The organism is Erythrobacter epiphyticus (assembly GCF_034653295.1).
Taxonomy (GTDB): Bacteria; Pseudomonadota; Alphaproteobacteria; order Sphingomonadales; family Sphingomonadaceae; genus Erythrobacter.
On sequence record NZ_JAYEEU010000004.1, the window covers coordinates 20,163 to 39,821 of the forward strand.

Annotated in this window: 21 protein-coding genes; 6 read left to right on the forward strand and 15 right to left on the reverse strand. The window is 63.5% G+C overall.

Going from position 1 to position 19,659, the window contains the following annotated elements; translation table 11 throughout:
* Window positions 1-41 precede the first annotated feature (41 nt).
* Window positions 42-980, reverse strand: a complete 939-nt coding sequence (gene fabD / locus SOQ14_RS02090; protein ID WP_322896391.1) for an ACP S-malonyltransferase — start codon at window positions 978-980, stop codon at window positions 42-44.
* A 46-nt stretch (window positions 981-1,026) separates the two neighbouring features.
* Window positions 1,027-1,857: an LD-carboxypeptidase gene (locus tag SOQ14_RS02095; protein WP_322896392.1), complete on the reverse strand. Its 831-nt coding sequence runs from the start codon at window positions 1,855-1,857 to the stop codon at window positions 1,027-1,029.
* A gap of 127 nt (window positions 1,858-1,984) precedes the next feature.
* Between SOQ14_RS02095 and SOQ14_RS02100 the strand changes: the two genes are divergently transcribed.
* Both SOQ14_RS02100 and SOQ14_RS02105 read left to right on the forward strand, forming a co-directional pair.
* A complete protein-coding gene (locus SOQ14_RS02100; protein ID WP_416232715.1) occupies window positions 1,985-3,340 on the forward strand; it encodes a glutamate ligase domain-containing protein in 1,356 nt (451 codons plus the stop codon).
* Window positions 3,341-3,401: 61 nt separating this feature from the next.
* A complete protein-coding gene (locus SOQ14_RS02105; RefSeq protein ID WP_322896394.1) occupies window positions 3,402-4,928 on the forward strand; it encodes a class I adenylate-forming enzyme family protein in 1,527 nt (508 codons plus the stop codon).
* Here SOQ14_RS02105 and SOQ14_RS02110 read toward each other — a convergent pair.
* Together SOQ14_RS02110 and SOQ14_RS02115 are read right to left on the reverse strand one after the other, a co-directional pair.
* Window positions 4,925-5,572 (reverse strand): glutathione S-transferase family protein, encoded by a 648-nt coding sequence (locus SOQ14_RS02110; RefSeq protein WP_322896395.1) that lies wholly within the window; start codon window positions 5,570-5,572, stop codon window positions 4,925-4,927. The two genes, SOQ14_RS02105 and SOQ14_RS02110, sit on opposite strands and share 4 nt — an antisense overlap.
* Window positions 5,573-5,582: 10 nt before the next feature.
* Window positions 5,583-6,521, reverse strand: coding sequence for a DUF808 domain-containing protein (locus SOQ14_RS02115; protein ID WP_322896396.1), 939 nt, complete (start codon window positions 6,519-6,521; stop codon window positions 5,583-5,585).
* 198 nt (window positions 6,522-6,719) lie between these two features.
* Here SOQ14_RS02115 and rpsF point away from each other — a divergent pair, with 198 nt between their 5' ends.
* The 4 genes from rpsF (at window position 6,720) to SOQ14_RS02135 (ending at window position 9,514) form a co-directional block, all read left to right on the forward strand.
* Window positions 6,720-7,085, forward strand: coding sequence for a 30S ribosomal protein S6 (gene rpsF / locus SOQ14_RS02120; protein WP_322896397.1), 366 nt, complete (start codon window positions 6,720-6,722; stop codon window positions 7,083-7,085).
* Window positions 7,085-7,309, forward strand: a complete 225-nt coding sequence (gene rpsR / locus SOQ14_RS02125; RefSeq protein WP_322896398.1) for a 30S ribosomal protein S18 — start codon at window positions 7,085-7,087, stop codon at window positions 7,307-7,309. The genes rpsF and rpsR overlap by 1 nt, the downstream gene beginning before the upstream one ends.
* Before the next feature lie 14 nt (window positions 7,310-7,323).
* Entirely contained in the window at window positions 7,324-7,929 is a 606-nt protein-coding gene (gene rplI, locus SOQ14_RS02130; protein WP_322896399.1) for a 50S ribosomal protein L9, read from the forward strand.
* Between the two features lie 148 nt (window positions 7,930-8,077).
* Window positions 8,078-9,514, forward strand: coding sequence for an AMP nucleosidase (locus SOQ14_RS02135; protein WP_322896400.1), 1,437 nt, complete (start codon window positions 8,078-8,080; stop codon window positions 9,512-9,514).
* A 27-nt stretch (window positions 9,515-9,541) separates the two neighbouring features.
* Here the strand turns inward: SOQ14_RS02135 and rimK are convergent, their stop codons facing one another.
* From rimK to ffh, 11 genes are all read right to left on the reverse strand, one after another.
* Window positions 9,542-10,447 (reverse strand): 30S ribosomal protein S6--L-glutamate ligase, encoded by a 906-nt coding sequence (gene rimK / locus SOQ14_RS02140; RefSeq protein ID WP_322896401.1) that lies wholly within the window; start codon window positions 10,445-10,447, stop codon window positions 9,542-9,544.
* 44 nt (window positions 10,448-10,491) lie between these two features.
* Window positions 10,492-10,929, reverse strand: a complete 438-nt coding sequence (locus SOQ14_RS02145; protein ID WP_322896402.1) for an ATP-dependent zinc protease family protein — start codon at window positions 10,927-10,929, stop codon at window positions 10,492-10,494.
* Window positions 10,926-11,690, reverse strand: a complete 765-nt coding sequence (locus SOQ14_RS02150) for an alpha/beta fold hydrolase (protein ID WP_322896403.1) — start codon at window positions 11,688-11,690, stop codon at window positions 10,926-10,928. Before SOQ14_RS02150 ends, SOQ14_RS02145 begins: the two co-directional genes overlap by 4 nt.
* Before the next feature lie 10 nt (window positions 11,691-11,700).
* Complete coding sequence (locus tag SOQ14_RS02155) at window positions 11,701-12,270, reverse strand: aspartate-semialdehyde dehydrogenase (RefSeq protein ID WP_322896404.1); 570 nt, start codon at window positions 12,268-12,270, stop codon at window positions 11,701-11,703.
* Window positions 12,271-12,275: 5 nt separating this feature from the next.
* Window positions 12,276-13,301, reverse strand: coding sequence for an aspartate-semialdehyde dehydrogenase (locus tag SOQ14_RS02160; protein WP_322896405.1), 1,026 nt, complete (start codon window positions 13,299-13,301; stop codon window positions 12,276-12,278).
* Window positions 13,302-13,381: 80 nt separating this feature from the next.
* Complete coding sequence (locus SOQ14_RS02165; protein WP_322896406.1) at window positions 13,382-15,628, reverse strand: S9 family peptidase; 2,247 nt, start codon at window positions 15,626-15,628, stop codon at window positions 13,382-13,384.
* A gap of 185 nt (window positions 15,629-15,813) precedes the next feature.
* Window positions 15,814-16,182, reverse strand: a complete 369-nt coding sequence (gene rplS, locus SOQ14_RS02170; RefSeq protein ID WP_322896407.1) for a 50S ribosomal protein L19 — start codon at window positions 16,180-16,182, stop codon at window positions 15,814-15,816.
* Window positions 16,179-17,054, reverse strand: coding sequence for a tRNA (guanosine(37)-N1)-methyltransferase TrmD (gene trmD, locus SOQ14_RS02175; RefSeq protein WP_322896408.1), 876 nt, complete (start codon window positions 17,052-17,054; stop codon window positions 16,179-16,181). The genes rplS and trmD overlap by 4 nt, the downstream gene beginning before the upstream one ends.
* Window positions 17,055-17,063: 9 nt before the next feature.
* The gene (gene rimM / locus SOQ14_RS02180; protein ID WP_322896409.1) at window positions 17,064-17,564 is read right to left on the reverse strand and encodes a ribosome maturation factor RimM; all 501 of its coding nucleotides are present in this window, start codon (window positions 17,562-17,564) and stop codon (window positions 17,064-17,066) included.
* 8 nt (window positions 17,565-17,572) lie between these two features.
* Entirely contained in the window at window positions 17,573-18,031 is a 459-nt protein-coding gene (rpsP, locus tag SOQ14_RS02185) for a 30S ribosomal protein S16 (protein ID WP_322896410.1), read from the reverse strand.
* Window positions 18,032-18,083: 52 nt separating this feature from the next.
* On the reverse strand, window positions 18,084-19,547 hold the full coding sequence (gene ffh / locus SOQ14_RS02190) for a signal recognition particle protein (protein WP_322896411.1): 1,464 nt from the start codon (window positions 19,545-19,547) through the stop codon (window positions 18,084-18,086).
* Window positions 19,548-19,659: the final 112 nt, after the last annotated feature.

Below are 19,659 nucleotides of genomic sequence, written 5' to 3' on the forward strand. Positions count from 1 at the left end.
GGCTTGGGATCCTTTGCTGGCCTTGCGAACAAACGGCAGGGTTACACGATTTCTTTGGCGAAAGCCTCAAGATCAGCCATGGTGACAAGGCTGCGGCTTGCCGCTTCCTTCACCGTGCGTCCGATCATCGGGGCGAGCACCTTGGCACCGAGTTCGACAAATTCTTCGGCACCATCCGCGTGCATCTGCGCGACGCTTTCACGCCAGCGCACCTGCCCCGTGACTTGCTTGATCAGAAGTTCGCGCTCTTCCTCCGGGTCGGTGACGCGCGCAGCGGTGACATTGGCATATACAGGCAAGGTGAGCGTCCCCGGCGGGGTCGTCTCAAGCGCTTGCGCCATGACATCGGCGGCAGGCGCCATCAGCGAACAATGGAACGGTGCCGAAACCGGCAGAAGCAGGGCCCGCTTGATGCCGTGTTCCTTGGCGAGTTCCACCGCCCGCTCGATCGCGCTGCGGTGACCGGAAATCACGACTTGCGAGGGATCATTGTCGTTCGCCACTTCGCACACTTCGCCTTGCGCGGCGGCTGCGGCGAGCGCGGCGGCTTTGTCCATATCCGCGCCGAGCAGGGCCGCCATCGCGCCCTCCCCGATGGGCACGGCTTCTTGCATCGCCTGCCCGCGCAGGCGGAGCAGCCGCGCCGTATCCGCCAACCCGAAAGCGCCGACAGCGCAGAGCGCGGTGTATTCGCCCAGCGAATGGCCCGCCACACAAGCGCCATGTTCGGCAAGCCGGACACCGAAATCGCGTTCGAGGACGCGCAAGGTCGCCATTGCATTGGCCATGATCGCGGGCTGGCCATTGGCGGTCTTGAGCAATTCGTCTTCCGGCCCTTCGCGCATCAGGGTGGACATGTGCTGCGACAGCGCCTCGTCAACCTCGCCAAACACCTCGCGGGCGGCCGCACTGGCTGCGGCGAGTTCGGCACCCATGCCGACCTTCTGGCTGCCCTGCCCCGGAAATACAAAAGCGCGCATGATGGACCCTCTTATCGCTTATGGCTGCTGCTTGTGGCGCGGCTCGCTAGTGGCGCTGGGGCGGGCTGGCAAGCCCGAAGGGCACAACCGTGTTGGCAGAGGTGTGGCCGATCTCGGCCCGGCCGAGGTAGGGAATGCCCGCCCGCGCGCACCAGAATTGTGCGATCTCTTCCTCGCTCTGGCCGAAGGCGACATAGTTTTCGGGAATGTCGGTGACGCTGCCGAGCCGCAGCCCTTTGAGGCGGGGCAGCACGCCGGCAAGGTGGAAGAACATGCGGTCAATCGCATAGAGATGTTCCGATACCTCCTCCACCATCACCACATGGCCGGACAGATCCGGCATGAGCGGGGTGCCGGACAGCATCGCCAGCGTGATGAGGTTGAAGGCCGCAGCCGGAGTCGCTCCGTCAAGGCTCGGCTCGACCCCGCTGGTGTCCCCCTGAAACCAGCGCAGCACCCGCCGGATCGCCTCACGCCCGCCTTCCGAGCGCGCGCTGACCGGCATGTGGCCATGCACGCTCTGCCCGATCCCGTTGCGATAGAGCGCGGCCAGCAAATAGCCGCAGTCGGAAAAGCCGACATAGCTTTTGGCGCGGGCGTGGCTGTTCATCCGCGCGATGGCGGCTTCGGCAATGCGGTTCGAACCATAGCCGCCCTTGGCAAACCACACCGCATCGAAGGCCGGATCATTGGCGCAATCGAGCAGCGCGGTGAGCCGCACCAGATCATCGCCGGCAAAATGCCCGGCCCGTGCAAAGCATTGTTCGTGGAACGTCACCCGGTGTGCGGGAAACTCTGCCGCGACCAGCGCCTCCAGCGCGGCGGCCTGTTCGCGCGTGATCGGGGTTGCCGGTGCACAAATGGCGATATTCGTCATGACCGCAGACTAGGGCGCTTGTCAGGGCTTGTGCAAGCCCATAGGCATGGCGCCCATGGGACAAGAGGTTGTCGCCGGGACGCTTGCAGGCCGGCCTTTATTCTTTTGCGGCATTGGCGGATCGGGGATGCTCCCGCTCGCCCAGATTGCAGCGGGCCTCGGCTACCGCGTCGCCGGGTCTGACCGCTCGCGCGATCAAGGGCGCACGCCAGAGAAGTTCGCCTGGATGAAAGCCCATGGCTTCGACCTGTTCCCGCAGGATGGCAGCGGGGTGACCTCGCCCGATCAGGTGCTGGTTGCCTCTGCCGCGATCGAGGACAGCGTGCCCGAAGTCGCGCGCGCGAAGCAACTCGGCTGCCAGCGGATGAGCCGCGCCGAACTGCTCAGCACGCTGTTCAACGCTGCTGGCACGGGCATCGCGATTGGCGGGACATCAGGCAAATCGACCACGACCGGCATGATCGCCTGGATCCTCGATCAGTGCGGCAAGGATCCGACGGTGATGAACGGCGCGGTGATGAAGAACTTTGTCACGCCCGCCAATCCCTTCGCCAGTGCGCGGGTCGGAACGCAGGCAATGTTCGTGAGCGAAGTCGATGAAAGCGATGGCTCGATCGCGCTCTATCGCCCGGCCATTGCGGTGCTGCTCAATGTCAGCCTTGATCACAAGAGCTTGGCCGAATTGCGGGTGCTGTTCGGTGATTTCATCGCCAGCGCTCGTACGGCGGCGATCAATCTCGACAGCGCCGAAGCGGCCGCCTTGGCAAGCCGGGCGCCATCCCGCGTGACTTTCGCACTGGACCATCCGCAAGCCGATATCACGATCGACCCCGCATCGGTGGAACCCGGCGCGCTCGGGATCAAGGCGGTGGTGAGGGATCAACGCAGCGGGGCGCGCTTCCCGCTCACGCTGCCCATGCCGGGGCGGCATAATCTGTCGAATGCTTTGGCGGCGATTGCCGCGGCGGATGCGGCGGGCATCGGGATCGGGGACGCGATCCGCGCGCTGGGCACTTTTGCGGGCCTCGCGCGGCGGTTTGATGTGATCGGCACCTCGCCTGGCGGCATCAGCGTGATTGATGATTTCGGCCATAATCCCGAAAAATGCGCCGCGACCTTGCGCACGCTCAAGGCGACGCCGGGCCGAGTCATCGCCTTCTTCCAGCCCCATGGCTACGGCCCCTTGCGCCAGATGGGCGACGAACTGGCGCAGACTTTCGCCCGCGAGTTGGGGCCCGACGATATCATTATCCTGTGCGATCCGGTCTATTTCGGCGGGACGGTGGATCGGAGCGTGGGGTCGGAGCGGATCGTTGAGGCGATCAAGGCGGCCGGTGGGCGCGCCGAACATATCGCCGCGCGCGCAGATTGTGCAGAGCGGATCATCGCCCTCGCCCAGCCCGGTGATCGCATCGTGGTGATGGGCGCGCGGGACGACACGCTGACCGAATTTGCCCGCGCGCTGCTCGCTGGCCTCCCCTGATGCAGCAGGCTTGCCAAAAACGCGGATGGCGAGGCGCAATCGCGGACGCTAGCCAGAGCTTATGACCGCGCCGGATTTTTCGCTGAGCACCCTGCTCTGGGCCAATGCCACCCGCCATGCCGCGCGTGAGGCAGCGGTCGATGGAACGCAGCGCCTGACATGGGCGGAACTGGCAGCGCGGGTCGACAATCTCAGCCAGAACCTCCTTGCTCGCGGGATCGCGCCGGGTGATCGCGTGGCGCTGCTGCTCACCGACGGGACGCCTTTTCTCACCGTGTTGCTGGCCTGTGATCGGATCGGGGCGATTGCCGTGCTGCTCAACTGGCGGCTCGCGCCTGCGGAGATCGCGTGGATTTGCGGTGATGCCGACCCCGCTTTGACCTTTGCCAACCCGCGCTTTGCCGCCTTGCTTGCAGAGGCTCCGGCGGGTGCGATCATCTCAGTCGACGAGGCGCATGATCCGCATGGTGCCTTCGAAACCCTCGTCACCACGCAGCAAGCCACCCTCCCCCTGCCCGCGCTGGCGCCGGAGCGCGCACTGTACATGATGTACACCAGCGGCACGACGGGGCGGCCCAAGGGCTGCCTGCAATCGGGCCGCGCGGTGGCAACCTCGGCGCTCAGCTTTGCGCTGCACCGCGGCTTCGGGCCGGACGAGCGCCTGCTCTCGATCAACCCGCTGTTCCATGTCGTCGGGATGCAGCAGATCGCGGCGATGCTGGCATGCGGCGGATGCAGCGTCTTTGCGGGCCGCGATGATGATAGCGCCGCGGTGCTCGATCTTGTCCACCGCGAGCGCTGCACCACCACCAGCGCCTTTCCGACGATCTGTTTCCCGTGGCAGGCGATGAACCCGATCCGCGATGGTCACATGCCGCTGACCAGTTACACCGGCGGTGCAGGCATGGGCCGCCCGCAAATGTATGACTTCATCGAGCAGGAGTGGGATGCCCGCGTTGTCGGCGGCTATGGCCAGACCGAGATCTGCGGCTTTGCGACCTTCATCGCCTATCCCGACATGCTCGAACATCCCCGCTCGATCGGGTGGACCTTGCCGCATCTTCAGATGGCAATCCTCGATCCCGATGGCAGCGCCTTGCCACCGGGCGAAGAAGGCGAGATTTGCCTGCGGGGCGGCTCGGTAATGCTCGGTTACTGGCGCAATCCCGAAGCGAGCGAGGCCGCGCTTGGCCACGGCTGGCTGCGCACCGGCGATCTCGGCACGATGGACGCGCGCGGACTTGGCTATCTGCTGGGCCGGGCCAAGGAGTTGATCAAGACCGGCGGCGAGAATGTCTATCCGGCCGAGGTGGATGCGGTGTTTGCCGCCATGCCCGAAGTGGCGGATGCAGGCAGCTGCGGGGTTCCCGACCGGCAATGGGGCGAAGCGGTCAAAGCCTTCGTGGTGCTCAAACCCGGCATGGCATTGACGCGCGCGGAGATCACCCGCCGCTTCAAAGGCCAGATCGCCGGATACAAGCGCCCGCGCTACATCGAATTTGTCGAAAGCCTGCCGCGCGATCCGATCGGCAAGCTGCTGCGGCGGGAATTGTCGGCACGGCCGGTCACGCCGGATCAGGCGGCCTAGGCTAACTGCCCGAGCGCCTTGCGCCCCGCTTCTTCGCGTTCCAGCGCGCGCTGATAGGCTGGCCGTGCCGTGAGTCTGGCGCGGTAGTCCTTCAAGGATTGCGGCACGCCTTCGTCCAGCCCGACGCTCTCGGCCAAAATCAGCGCGTAACCGACGCAGATATCCGCCACGGTAAAGCGGTCAGCACACAGATATTCGCGGCCCTCAAGCCGCTGCTCGACCTTGATCAGCCGCTTGTGAAACCACTTGGCATAGGCGTGCCCCGCCTCCTGCAATCCCTTGTCCTTTTCGAACAGGACGAAGCGCATGTAGACCGTCTGCGGGAAGGTGATCGTCGCATCGGCGTGGTAGGTGAAATCGCAATATTCGGCGTAATCGCGCTCTCCGGGCGCGATGGCCAGCGGCGTGTAGCCGGAACTCGTCGCCACATAATGCGCGATGGCGCAGCTCTCGGTCAGGCGGCTATCGCCATCCACCAGCAGCGGCACCGTCCCAAGCGGGTTGATCGCAAGATATTCCGGCGCGAGAAAGCGCGGGGGGAACGGCAAGATCTTCAGATCAATATCGACGCCCGCTTCCTCGGCTGCCCAGGTTGCGCGCAGGCCGCGCGAACGCGCGCAAGTGTAAAGGACAGGCGTGCTCATCCCCTGTCCTCTAGTGCGCTTCGTCCGCGCCGACACCCAGCACTTTGTGCAGGACAACGGCGATAACCCCGCCCAGCACCAGCCCGAGCACCGCACACAGCGTGGCGTAGGTCAGCCAGCCGAGCACACCTCCGGCCGCAGCCTTGACCGCATATTCCGCGCCGTGGATCAGATCATAAATCGCATGGAAGCCCACCTCATGCGTGCCGTGCACGATGATCCCGCCGCCGACCCACAGCATTGCCAGCGTGCCAATCAGCGACAGCGCGACCAGCAGCTTGGGCACAAAGCGCAGCAGGAACCGCCCGAAAGCCTGCTTGGCTGCGCTGGCCTGCTTGGTGAGATAGAGGCCGAGATCATCGATCTTCACGATCCCGCCCACCGCGCCATAAACGGCCACGGTCACCACAATCGCCACCACCGCCAGCACCGCCGCGCGCATGGCTAGGGTTTCATCAGCCACTTCGTTGAGCGCGATCGCCATGATTTCGGCGGAGAGAATGAAATCAGTGCGCACGGCCCCTGCCACCCGCGCATTCTCGAAGGCGACGGGATCGGCGATCTCGTCCTCAAGCGTCGCGCCATGCTTGGCCGCGCCGAGTTTCTCCATCACCTTTTCCGCGCCTTCATAGCACAGGAACGCCCCGCCCAGCATCAATAGCCAGATGATCGCCTGCGGGAGAAATTCGGACAGCAGCAAGGCGCCCGGCAGCAGAATCAGCAGCTTGTTGCGTAATGAGCCTTTGGTGATCTTCCAGATGATCGGCAATTCGCGCGCCGGGGAAAGGCCGGTGACATAGCTTGGCGTGACGGCGGCGTCATCTATCACCACACCGGCTGTCTTGGTGCCGGCCTTGCCCGCAGCCACGCTGACATCATCAATCGAAGCCGCTGTCGCCTTGGCAATCACCGATATATCATCGAGCAGCGCGACCAATCCTGATGGCATGAGAATATCCCTTGTTGTGCGCGTCAAATGCCTGCCACGGAGTTGCAGCGCAAGGGGATGCTTGCAAACCTGCCCGAAATCTGTATGGGCACGGCCTTCACCGGGATCCGCCCGCTGAAATATCGAAGAAAGCCGGAGGGGCCCCGTTCGTGTGAACGGATCAGCCAGCGATCGGCATGGAAGTGAAAGGACACGGGGATGGCGCTCTACGAGCACGTCTTTCTCGCGCGTCAGGATCTGAGCCAGGCTCAGGTTGATGCGCTGGCTGCCCAAGCCACCGAAATCATCGAAGCGAATAACGGCAAGGTCACCAAGGTGGAAACCTGGGGTCTCAAGTCGCTCGCCTACAAGATCGAACGCAACCGCAAGGCGCACTTTGTGCTGCTCAACATCGAAGCCCCCGGCTCGGTGGTTGCCGAACTCGAACGCCAGACCCGCATCAACGAAGATGTCATCCGCTACCTCACCATCCGCGTGGATGAGCATGAGGCCGGCCCGTCGGTGATGATGCGCAAGAATGAACGCGAGCGTAAGCGCCGCGAAACCCGTGAGGAGCGTGACTGATGGCCCGCCCGTTTTTCCGTCGCCGCAAGTCCTGCCCGTTCGCGGCCAAGGACGCCCCGAAGATCGATTACAAGGACGTGCGCCTGCTTCAGGGCTTCATGTCCGAGCGTGGCAAGATCGTGCCTTCGCGCATCACCGCCGTTTCTGCCAAGAAGCAGCGTGAACTGGCCCAGGCCATCAAGCGTGCACGCCAGATCGGCCTTCTTCCCTACATTGTGAAGTAAGAGGAGAACGAGACATGGATATCATTCTCCTTGAGCGCATCGAAAAGCTCGGCTCGATCGGTGACATCGTCACCGTGAAGGACGGCTACGCCCGCAACTTCCTGCTCCCGCAGAAGAAGGCCCTGCGCGCCAACGAAGCCAACAAGAAGGTTTTCGAAGCCAACCGTGATCGCCTCGAAGCCGAAAACGCCACCCGCCGCGCCGATGCTGAAAAGCTCGGTGAAAATGTTGCCGGTGCCGAAGTGGTGCTGATCCGCGCTGCCTCGAATGCGGGGCAGCTTTACGGTTCGGTCAGCGTGCGCGACATGGCTGCTGGCCTTGCCGAGCAAGGTCACGACATCGACAAGCGCATGGTCATCCTCGGCGCGCCGATCAAGACAATCGGCATGCATGATGTGACCATCGCCCTGCACCCCGAAGTGCGCGTGACGGTGAAGGCCAATGTCGCGCGTTCGGACGACGAAGCCAAGCTGCAGAGCGAAGGCGTCGACGTGCTGGCGCAGATGTTCGAAGACGAACAGCGCGCCATCGAAGAGCAGGCCGATGCCACCCGCATCGACACCAATCTCGAACCGGGTGAAATTCCGGCCGAGCTGCTCGAAGAGCGCGGCGAAGATTGATTGGCACGGGCGCAGCCGCGTCCGTTCTGATCCGCAAAATGAGGCGCGGGAGGGGGAAACCTTTCCGCGCCCTTTTTGTAAACGGCATCTGCGGGATCACTGCGGATGTCTTTGAAACATCACCCCAGGTAGGTTACTGCTCTTGCCCATGATCGCGATCCCGAAAATCCTCGAAGAACTCCAGCGCCACTATGACGAGGCCGTCGCCACCTTGCGCGCCGATGTGATCGCCTTCGGGCGCGAGGGAACGATCCCGCCGCCGCGCAAGCGCGAGGATGGCAGCTATGCCTATCCGCAACTGACCCTGCACTACGCCGGCAATGGCGGGACAAGCGATCGCAGCCGCGCCTTCGGGCGGCTCGAACTGCCGGGCACCTACACCACCACGATCACCCGCCCCGATCTGTTCGCCGATTACCTCACCGAACAGCTCGAACTGATCGCCAGTGAGTATGAAATCGATATCACCGTCACGCGGTCAAAGCAGGAAATCCCCTTCCCCTATGTGCTCGATGGTGATGCGGGTGCCGCGATGGCAGGGATCGCACCGCAGGAGATCGCGCAGCATTTCCCTTCGACCGATCTTGCGCTGATCGGTGACGAGTTGGCTGACGGGATCGAATATACCGGCGCCGAAGCCATGCCTCTGTCGCTGTTCGATGGGCTGCGCACCGATTATTCGCTCGCCCGGCTCAAGCACTATACCGGCACCGATGTCACTGATTTCCAGCACTTCATCCTGTTTACCAACTATCACCGCTATGTAGATGAATTCGTGAACTGGGGTGCCCGCCAGATCGGCCGGAACGGCTATGTTGGACTGACAGGCGCGGCCGGGCTCGATATCCGCGCGGCGGCGGAAAATGCCCAAGGGCAGTTGAACGACACCGCGTGGCGTAAGCACCAGATGCCCGCCTATCACCTGCTGCGCGAGGACGGACGCGGGATCACGCTCGTCAATATCGGGGTCGGCCCGTCCAACGCCAAGACGATCTGCGATCACCTTGCGGTGCTGCGCCCACATGCCTGGATGATGATCGGCCACTGCGGCGGCGTGCGCCCGACACAGAAGATCGGCGATTTCGTGCTCGCCCACGCCTATCTGCGCGATGATCACGTGCTCGACGCTGTCTTGCCACCCGAAATCCCGATTCCGCCGATTGCCGAAGTGCAGCTTGCGCTCGCCGAAGCCGCCGAGGAAGTATCCGGCGTGCAAGGCGCGAACCTCAAGCAGCGGATGCGCACCGGCACGGTCGTCACCACCGACGATCGCAACTGGGAACTGCATTATTCGACTTCGGCCAAGCGCTTCTCGCAAAGCCGGGCGATTGCCGTCGAGATGGAAAGCGCGACCATTGCGGCGCAGGGCTATCGCTTCCGCGTGCCCTACGGCACTTTGTTGTGCGTCTCGGACAAGCCGCTGCATGGCGAGATCAAGCTGCCGGGGCAGGCCAACAAGTTCTACGAGGAAGCCATCGCGGCCCACCTCCAGATCGGCATCGTCGCCTGCGAGAAGCTGCGCGAGGAAGGCGATCGGCTGCACAGCCGCAAACTGCGCGCGTTCAACGAACCGCCGTTCCGGTAAACCTGCCTCCGCCTGCGGGGACGCGCGTCAGCCCGTCCCCTTGGTCTTGGTCTTGCCGTCCTTGGCATTGGCGGCGATGAAATCGATGATCGTGCCGGCAATATCCTTGCCGGTCGCGCTTTCGATGCCTTCGAGCCCCGGTGAGGAATTGACTTCCATGATCACCGGGCCGTGATTGCTGCGCAGCATATCGACCCCGCAGACATTCAGCCCCATGCGCTTGGCCGCGCGCACCGCGGTTGAGCGTTCCTCGGGGGTGATCTTGATGACCTGCGCGCTGCCGCCGCGGTGCAGGTTGGAACGGAAATCATCCGGCGCGCCGGTGCGCTTCATCGCGGCCACCACCTTGCCGCCCACCACCAGCGCGCGGATATCCGTGCCGCCCGCTTCCTTGATGAATTCCTGCACCAGAATATTGACGTTGGCGCCGCGAAACGCCTCGATCACCGACTTGGCGCTGCTCATCGTTTCGGCGAGCACGACACCGATCCCCTGCGTGCCTTCGATCAGCTTGATCACCACCGGCGGGCCTTTGACCGCCTTGATGATTTCTTCGGCTTGCTTGGGATCATTGGCATAGGCTGTCAGCGGCAGGCCGAGGCCATGCTTGGCAAGGATCTGCAAGCTGCGCAGCTTGTCGCGGCTGCGCCCGATCGCGACGCTTTCATTGAGCGACCAGATGCCGCGCATCTCGAACTGGCGCAGGATCGCAAGGCCATAATTGGTGATCGACGCGCCGATGCGCGGGATCACCGCGTCATAATGCGCCACCGGCTCGCCATTATAGAACACCTGCGGGCGATGGCTCGCAATGTGCACCGTGCAGCGCAAGGTGTTGAGAATATCAAGGCTATGCCCGCGCTGCTCAGCCGCTTCCTTCAGCCGCCGGTGCGAATAGAGATTGGCGTTGCGCGCCAACATCGCGATTTTCATGGAAACCCTTTCGAATCCGGTCTCGTGCCGGCAGGAGCCGCGCCCTATACGCCAGCCTGCGGAGATTGCAGCCACGAATGACTGCTATCCACCACCATCCGCCGCCGGAGCGCGGTGCGCCCCACCAGCATGGGAAACTGCATTTCGGAGCGATCCGCCAAGGTCACTTCAACCTTGCAGGTAAGCTTACCAATGCGAAGCGGCGTCTTTATGACAAAGCGTTCCTGCATCTCGCCATTGGAACTGCGCACGCTGCGGCGATCCACCACGGGCGCTGCGCAGAGCTGTTCCTGCCCGTCCCAAAGCGCGGCGAAGCGCACCATCATGCTGTCGCCTTGGGCGAAGGTCTCGATCACGCGGGCATTGAGCGCGCTGGTGCGCGCGCCGGTATCGATCTTGGCCGGAATGCTGGCAATGCCGATCTCGGGCAGGCTGACAAGCTCGCGCCAACCCACCACCATCAAAGCGCTGCGGGCGCTCACGCGGTGAGGAACCGGCAGATGGCTTCGCCCAGTTCCGGCTTGGTCGCGCTGTCAAGATGTCCGCCGGGCACGGTTTCATAGGCGGCACCGGGGATCAGCGCGGCAAGCTCTTGCGCCGAACCATTATCCGTGTCGCGATCCCCGCACAGCACCAGCGCTGGCGAGGTGATCCTGGCAAGCAAGGCCGGATCGAGATCATCAAACGCGCCGAGCAAAAGCCGCGCCGCGGCGCGATCCACCCCTTGGCTCTTGAGGAACTGGCGCGAAAGCCAGGCCGGATCATCGCGGGTGATGGTATCAAATTCATCGATCACCCGCGCGAAAAAGCCCGCACGGCGCCGCCAATCGGCAATGCCCGAAAGCCCCATGCCGCAGGCGATCAGTCGGCGCGGCGCCAGCACACCGTTCGCACAGGCATGCAAGGCGGTGCGCGCACCGAGCGAGAACCCGACGAGATCATATTCGCCCGCCGCCAGCCCGAGATGATCGATCAGCGCGGCGACATCGCGCACCAGCACCCCTTTGGGATAGCGCGCCGGATCATGCGGCGCCTCGCTTTGCCCGTGCACCCGGAAATCGAGCATGATCGCCGCGAACCCGGCTTCAGCAAGCCGCGCTGCATGGCCCCACTTGATCCAGTTCATGTGGGCTGACGAGAACAGCCCGTGGAGCAGGATCACCGGCCGCCCCTGCCCTTCGCGGTGGATGGCAAGCTGCGTCCCGTCGAAGGTGGCGAAATGCGAAAGGGTGGCGGCGTTCATCGCGGCAACCTTACCGGAAAAAGCACTGCGTGCCGGCGTAGAGCATCGCCACGGCATCATTCTCGATGAAGCCGCCAATGCTCGGCCCGAGCGAGAATTCCTCGCCGAGCGTGCTGGCCGTGATGCGCGCAAATCCCGGCGCAGCCTCGGCCACTGCACGAGCGGTGCCAAGCACGACATCGCCATCAGCCAGCCGGATCGTGCCCTTGGGAGCTTGATCGCCATCCTGCGGCATGCGCCAGTTCCACCCGACCAGGCGGCCCTGCTGGAAATGGACGGCAAGCCCACCGGGGAAATCGGTGAATTCGATCGGCCCTGCGCCGCATTCGCCATTCGCGGTGCGGCCCGTCGCCTCGCCCAGCGTGCGGGCGAGCGCCGCTTCGACTTCGCTGCGTCCTGCGGCAAAGTAGAAGGCTTCGGGCCCGGCAGCGAGGCCGTCATTACGCAGATCGACGACATTCTCTGCCACGGCAACACCGCCGCCAGCGCCGCCGGGATCGCCTTCCGCCGGGCTCGGGACCGCGCCGCTATCGCACCCGGCCAGCGCAAGAGCTGTCAGCACAACAAGCGCGAACCGCATGGCCCTTACCCCTTCTTCAGGTGGCGCCGCCCCAGGAGCTCGGCGATCTGCACCGCGTTGAGCGCGGCGCCCTTGCGCAGGTTGTCCGAGACGCACCAAAGGGTCAGGCCGTTTTCGACCGTCGGGTCCTCACGCACCCGGCTGACGAAGGTCGCGGCATCGCCGACGCATTCGATCGGGGTGATATAGCCGCCATCCTCGCGCTTATCGATCAGCATGACGCCGGGTGCCTCGCGCAGGATGTCCATCGCCTGTTCGGCCGAAATCTCGTTCTCGAACTCGATGTTCACCGCTTCCGAGTGGCCGACGAACACCGGCACGCGCACGCAGGTCGCGGTCAGCTTGATCTTGGGATCGAGGATCTTCTTGGTCTCGACCACCATCTTCCATTCTTCCTTGGTCGAACCATCATCGAGGAAGACGTCGATATGGGGGATGACGTTGAAGGCGATCTGCTTGGTGAACTTTTGCGGCTCGACCGGATCGCCGACGAAAATCGCGCGGCTTTGCGCGAACAGCTCGTCCATGCCCGCCTTGCCCGCGCCCGAGGTGGACTGATAGGTCGCCACCACCACCCGCTTGATCGTCGCGAAATCATGGAGCGGCTTCAAAGCTACCACCAGCTGCGCGGTCGAGCAGTTGGGGTTCGCAATGATGTTACGCGCGGTGTAGCCGTCGATCGCGTCCGGGTTCACTTCCGGCACGATCAGCGGCACATCCGGGTCCATCCGGTAGAGCGAGGAATTGTCGATCACGATGCACCCGGCGGCGGCCGCCTTGGGGGCATATTCCTTGGCCGGGCCGGAACCCGCCGCGAACAGCGCAATATCCCAACCGGCAAAGTCGAAATGCTCGATATTCTTGCACTTGAGCATCTTGCCGGTGTCGCCGAATTCGACTTCGCTGCCCGTCGAACGCGGCGAGGCCACCGCGGCGATCTCGTCGCAAGGAAATTCGCGCTCGGCGAGAACCTGCATCATCTCGCGCCCGACATTGCCGGTCGCCCCGACGATTGCCACCCGATAGCCCACTTGGTGTACTCCTACGATGTTGCGCCTGCGAAATAGCGCAGGGTGCGCCAAGCGCAACCACTAAGCGCGCGGTTGCAGACCTATTCGGCGGGCGGCGTCACGCCGTGCGCCGCGAGGAAGCGGAAAATGCTGTTCCAGACATGCGGGCCGATCTTCAGACCGGACACCCGGTGAGTGTAGCCGGGATAAAGCATCATCTCGAACGGCGTGTTGCTTTCCTGGAGCACGCTGATGAGTTCGGACGAATTCTCGAACACCACATTGTCATCCGCCATGCCGTGGATCAGCAGCAGCGGATCGCTGATTTTGGTCGCATCGGGGATCGCGCTGGCCTTGGCATAGGCCTCGGGCACCTGCCGCGGATCGCCCATGAAGCGCTCGGTATAGTGGGTGTCATAAAGCTCCCAGCGCGTCACCGGCGCACCGGAAATCCCGGCAGCGTAGAGTCCCGGATCAGCCTCCAGCTGCTTGAGCGTCATATAGCCGCCATAAGACCAGCCATAGATCGCGATCTTTGCCGGATCGACAAAGGGCAGCGTCTTGAGGAATTCCGCGCCCTTCTTCTGATCGCGCACTTCGACCCCGCCCATCGCGCGGTAGATCGGCTGTTCGAAATCAACCCCGCGATTGGCCGAACCGCGATTGTCGAGCACGAAATAGATGTAACCCTTGTCGACCACGGCCTGCGCCAGCGTGCCGCCCCAGCCCTTGGTCACCATCTGCGGCCCCGGCCCGCCATAATGGCTGAAGAACACCGGATACTGCTTGCCCGGCTCCATTGCGGGCTTGAGCATCATCCAGTGCAGCGGGGTGCCATCCTCGGCCGGGATCGTGCCGAATTCCGGCATGACATGCCCTGCCAGATAAGGCGCATAGGGATGATCGCCCGACAGCGCGTTTTCCTCGATCCACATGACCGGCTTGCCTGCGCTGTCAGCCAAAAGGTGCTGCGGCGGTTGATCGGGGGCCGAGCGGGTGAGGATGAGGTTCTTGCCCGCCCCGTCCATGCTGGCGGCATAGGTAAAGGCCGGATCGGTCAGCAGCACCGGCGCGCTCTCGCCAGCAAGGCTGGCGCGGTAGATCTGCCCGGTCAGCACATTATCGATCCGGCGGAAGAAGAAGCTGCCTTCACCCTCGTTGACACCGACGAGATCGCTGGCGGGCGCGCTGCCGCTGGTGAGCGGCGCCCAGGTGCTGCCATCAAAGCGGTAGAACTGGCCGTAACCGCTGCGCTCGGACCACCACAGCAGCGAGCCATCCTTGAGGAAGCGGTAATTGTCCGACAGGTTGATCCAGTAATCGGGCCGCGCCGCTTTCTCGGTGAACCACACCTGCGAGGCGCCGGTGCGCGGATCCACCTTGAGCATGTCGAGCACGGTTTGCGCGCGGTTCTGGCGCTGGACATAGATCGCCGAGCCATCGGGTGCCCAATCGACCCGCGCGACATAGATATCGGGATCGGGATCGGGACCGAGATCGATCTTGACCTTGTTGCCGCCATCGGGATCCATCACGAACAGATCGACAATCGCATTGGCGCTGCCCGCCACCGGATAGCGCTGATCAAACACCTTGGTGCCGGTTGCGCCGATCGCTGCGCGGGTGACAACGCCGACCGGGGCTTCATCGGTACGCTGGACAACGATGCGGCTGTCATCGGGCGACCACCAGTAACCCTGGAGCCGCGCCATTTCCTCCTGCGCGACGAATTCCGCCTCGCCCCAGCGGATCAGCTCGCCTTCCTTCGGCGTTACCGGAACCGCCGCCGCGCCAACCGCGCCAACCCACAGTTGGCGATCGCGCACGAAGGAGACAAACCGGCCCTTGGACGAAAGCTTGGGATTAAGCTCGGTCTCTTCCGTATCGGTCAGACGCTGGGCGCTGCCATCCAGCCGTGCGAGGAACAGATCGCCATCGAGCGGGACCAGCACGCCTGCGGAATCATTCGCCCATTGATAGGTGATGATCCCCTTGAGCCCCGCGACCCGCGCGCGCTCGCGCTGCATCTTTTCATCTTCGGACAACTCGCGACCTGAACCCAGCTTCTCGCTGTCCACCAGCATCCGCCATGCACGGGTCTGGGTATCATAACCCCACAGATCATAGCGTTCGCGATCATCAGCGCGGTTGCGCAGCAGAGTGAGCCAGCGGCCATCGGGCGAAAGCTTGACCTGACGCGGCGCAGGCCCATCAAGACCGGGCGAGCCAAAGACGCGTTCAAAAGTCAGCGTGGGGGCCGGCTCAGACATGGCGGAAGTCTCCGCCTGCAACGGTGTTGTCAGACAGGTCGAAAAACACAGGGTAACCGCAGCAAGAACCGAACGCATCCAAAGCTCACCTCGTCATTGCGAACCGCCTCAAGGCGGCGCGGCAATCCAGATCCAGCGCGTGCCGTTCTGGATTGCTTCGTCGCTTACGCTCCTCGCAATGACGAGAGTTGTTGGCAAGTGCCCGAAAGCAAAAAGGGCGGCACCTTGCGGCACCGCCCTTCGAAATTGCTGGCTTTGACGCCTTACGCCTTGGGTGCGTTGACCTTGCGCTCGGCGATACGCGCGCTCTTGCCGGTGCGGCCGCGCAGGTAATAGAGCTTCGCACGACGCACGACACCGCGACGCACCACGGTGATGCTTTCGATGATCGGCGAATAGAGCGGGAAGACGCGCTCGACACCTTCGCCGAAGCTCATCTTGCGCACGGTGAAGTTCGAACCCATGCCGCGGTTCGAACGGGCGATCACGACGCCTTCATAGTTCTGAACGCGCTCGCGGTTGCCTTCCTTCACCTTCACGCCGACGCGGACGGTGTCGCCGGCGCGGAATTCAGGAATGTCCTTGCCGAACTTGGCGATTTCTTCGGCTTCAATCTGCTGGATCAGGTTCACTGGTCCGGTTCCTTCGTTGTTCGCTGCGCGCCAGAGGCAGACTGGACCCGAGCGCCCTCATGGCGCTCCCACAAGTCCGGCCTGCGTAGCCGTGTGTCATGTTCGCTTCTGGCTTTTCGCCAAGCCGCGATCTTCGCATGATCCCCTGATCGCAGCACTTCGGGGATCGTGCGCCCTTCCCATGTTACTGGCCGGGTGTAATGCGGGTATTCGAGCAGCCCCGTTTCGAAGCTTTCCTCGACCCCGCTAGAAGCCGCGCCCATTACGCCGGGAAGAAGGCGAATGCAAGCATCAAGTATCGTCAGCGCGGCCATCTCCCCGCCAGACAGGACGATGTCGGCAAGGCTCACCTGCTCGATTTCGGGACGCGCTTCGAAGAGGCGTTCATCAAAGCCTTCGAACCGTCCGCATAGCATGATGACCCCCGGACCGGCGGCGAGTTCGCGGATGCGCTGCTGGGTGATCGGCTTGCCGCGCGGCGTCATAGCGAGAATGGGGCGCGCATCCTCCCCTGCAAGGGGAGGGGAACCATCCGCAGGATGGTGGAGGGGCAGGCGCGAGTGATCCGAACCGCCGAGGTCTTGAACAGCCGATGGCGCCCCTCCACCGTCTTCGACCGTCCCCCTCCCCGTTTCGGGGAGGATTACACTATCAAGCGCCGCCGCCAGCACATCACATTTGAGCACCATGCCCGCGCCGCCGCCCGCAGGCGCATCATCGACCGTGCGGTGCTTGTCCGTGGCGAAATCGCGGATTTGCACGCTTTCGCACGACCACTTGCCTTCGGCCAACGCGCGACCGGCAAGGCTCACGCCCAAGGGCCCGGGAAACATCTCGGGATAGAGCGTGAGGATCGTGGCAGCGAAGGTCATGACCTGCGCCTAATCTTCCGCAAAACCTGCCGCGATCACCATGCGCGCCTCATCCCATCCCAGCACCGCTGTGGGGATCATCGGCACCATGAAGGTCTTGGGGCCTTTTTCAGGCACGGGATCACGGACAATCTCGACCAGATCGGTCGCGCCGAAATTCTCGATCGCCTTAACCGTGCCGACCGCCTCACCCGTATCGGTGACAACCGGCAATCCGATCAGATCGGCATGATAGAATTCGCCCTCGCCAAGCGGCGGCAAGGCTTCGCGCGGGACGCTGAGCACCGTGCCGCGCAAGCGCTCGGCATCGGCGCGCGAGGTGCTTTCGGCCAGCCGGGCAATCGCGCCGCCCTTGCCATCCTCACGCACCTTGAGGAGCGTGAGCGCACCATCATTGAAGGTCTTATGCGCAGCGAGTGCGGCTACGCCCTCGCCGAACAATTTGAGACGCACCTCGCCCGCCACCCCATGCGCGCCGGCGATGGCGGCGAGGGTGACGGGCTTGGTCATGACGTCAATCAGCCTTCGCTCTGCTCTTCAGCAGCGGCTTCTTCAGCGGCAGGTGCTTCTTCAGCCGGAGCCGGTGCAGCGGCAGCAGCCTTGGCTTCTTCCTCGGCAGCGCGTGCAGCTTCTTCGGCTTCAGCGATCTTGGCAGCCTTTTCCTCGGCGCGTTCCTTGGCCTTTTCGCCCGGCTCGGCCTTCTTGGGGTTGTTGCGTGCAGCGCGTTCCTTGATGCCGGCGGCATCGAGGAAGCGGGCGACACGATCGGTCGGCTGGGCGCCGACGCCAAGCCAGTAGCGGGCGCGATCTTCGTTGAGCTTCACGCGCTCGGGGCTGTCCTTGGCCAGCACCGGATTATAGGTGCCGATCTGTTCGAGATACTTGCCGTCGCGCGGGCTGCGCACGTCGGAAACGACGATGCGGTAATAAGGACGCTTCTTGGCGCCGCCGCGCGAAAGCCGGATTGCAATTGCCATGAGATTTCACCTTTCGAATATAATCAATTGAACCAATGTGTTTTCGTGAGAACTACTTCTTGAACTTTGGCGGGCCACCCAAGCCCGGCAGACCGCCCAGCGGGCCACCGGGGCCGCCCAGGCCGGGCATTCCACCCGGCGGCATCGCGCCCGGCATGCCGCCCATACCGCCCATGCCGCCACCGAACATGGATGCGAGGCCTTTGAGCCCGCCCATCTTCTTGATCTGCTTCATGGCGCGGGCCATTTCCTGATGCATTTTCAGAAGCTTGTTGACAGTCTGCACATCGGTGCCGCTGCCTGCCGCCACGCGCTTCTTGCGCTTGGCATTCATCAGTTCGGGATTGCGCCGCTCCTTGGGCGTCATCGAGGAAATCACCGCTTCGAGATGCACCAGCACCTTGTCATCCATGCCGCTCGCCGCCATCGCGGCCTTGGCTTTCTTCATGCCCGGCATCATGCCAGCGAGCATGCCGATCCCGCCCATCTGGCGCATCTGGCGCAGCTGCATCGCGAGATCATCGAGGTCGAACTTGCCTTTCTCGATATTGCGGGCCAGCTTTTCGGCGTCTTCTTCCTTGATCGTCGCCGCCGCCTTCTCGACGAGGCTGACAACATCGCCCATGCCGAGAATGCGATCAGCAATCCCCGAGGGCCGGAAGGCTTCGATCGCATCGAGCTTTTCGCCCGTCCCGGCAAACTTGATCGGCTTGCCGGTGACAGCGCGCATCGACAGCGCCGCCCCGCCGCGCGCATCGCCATCCATGCGGGTGAGCACAATGCCGGTGAGCGGCACTTCGCCGCTGAAACTCTGCGCGACGTTGACGGCGTCCTGCCCGGTGAGGCTGTCGACCACCAGCAGCACTTCGTTGGGAGCCGACACACTGGCGACCGCCTTCATTTCGGCCATCAGCGCATCATCGACATGCAGGCGGCCCGCGGTGTCGAGCAGAAGGACATCGAAATTCTGGAGCTTGGCCGCTTCCATCGCGCGCCGCGCGATATCAACCGGCTGCTGGCCCGCGATGATCGGCAAGGTCGCCACATCGACCTGCGTGCCCAGCACGGCGAGCTGTTCCTGCGCTGCCGGACGGTTTACGTCGAGCGAGGCCATCAGCGCCTTCTTGCCGTACTTTTCACGGATCAGACGGGCGAGCTTGGCAGTGGTGGTGGTTTTACCCGAGCCTTGCAGGCCGACCATCATGATCACCACCGGCGGCCGCGCTTCAAGCAGGAGCCCTTCGGTCTCCGCCCCGCCAAGCATGGCAACCAGTTCATCGTGGACGATCTTGATGACCTGCTGACCCGGTGTCACCGAGCGCAGCACTTCCTGCCCGACAGCCTTTTCGGTCACGGCATCGATGAAGCGGCGAGCAACCGGCAGCGCGACATCGGCTTCGAGCAGGGCAATGCGCACTTCGCGCATCGCATCACGGACATCCTGCTCTTTCAGCGCGCCGCGGCCCTTGAGCTTATCGAACACGCCTCCCAAACGGTCGGACAGAGTGTCGAACATGCCAATCGTCTCCAAACCGGCCGCTGCAAGGATACCTTGCAGCCACCACAAGCGAAAAACGCCGGCGGACGAAACCTCGTCGGCCAGCGTGCGGTTGCACCTCGAAATGTGC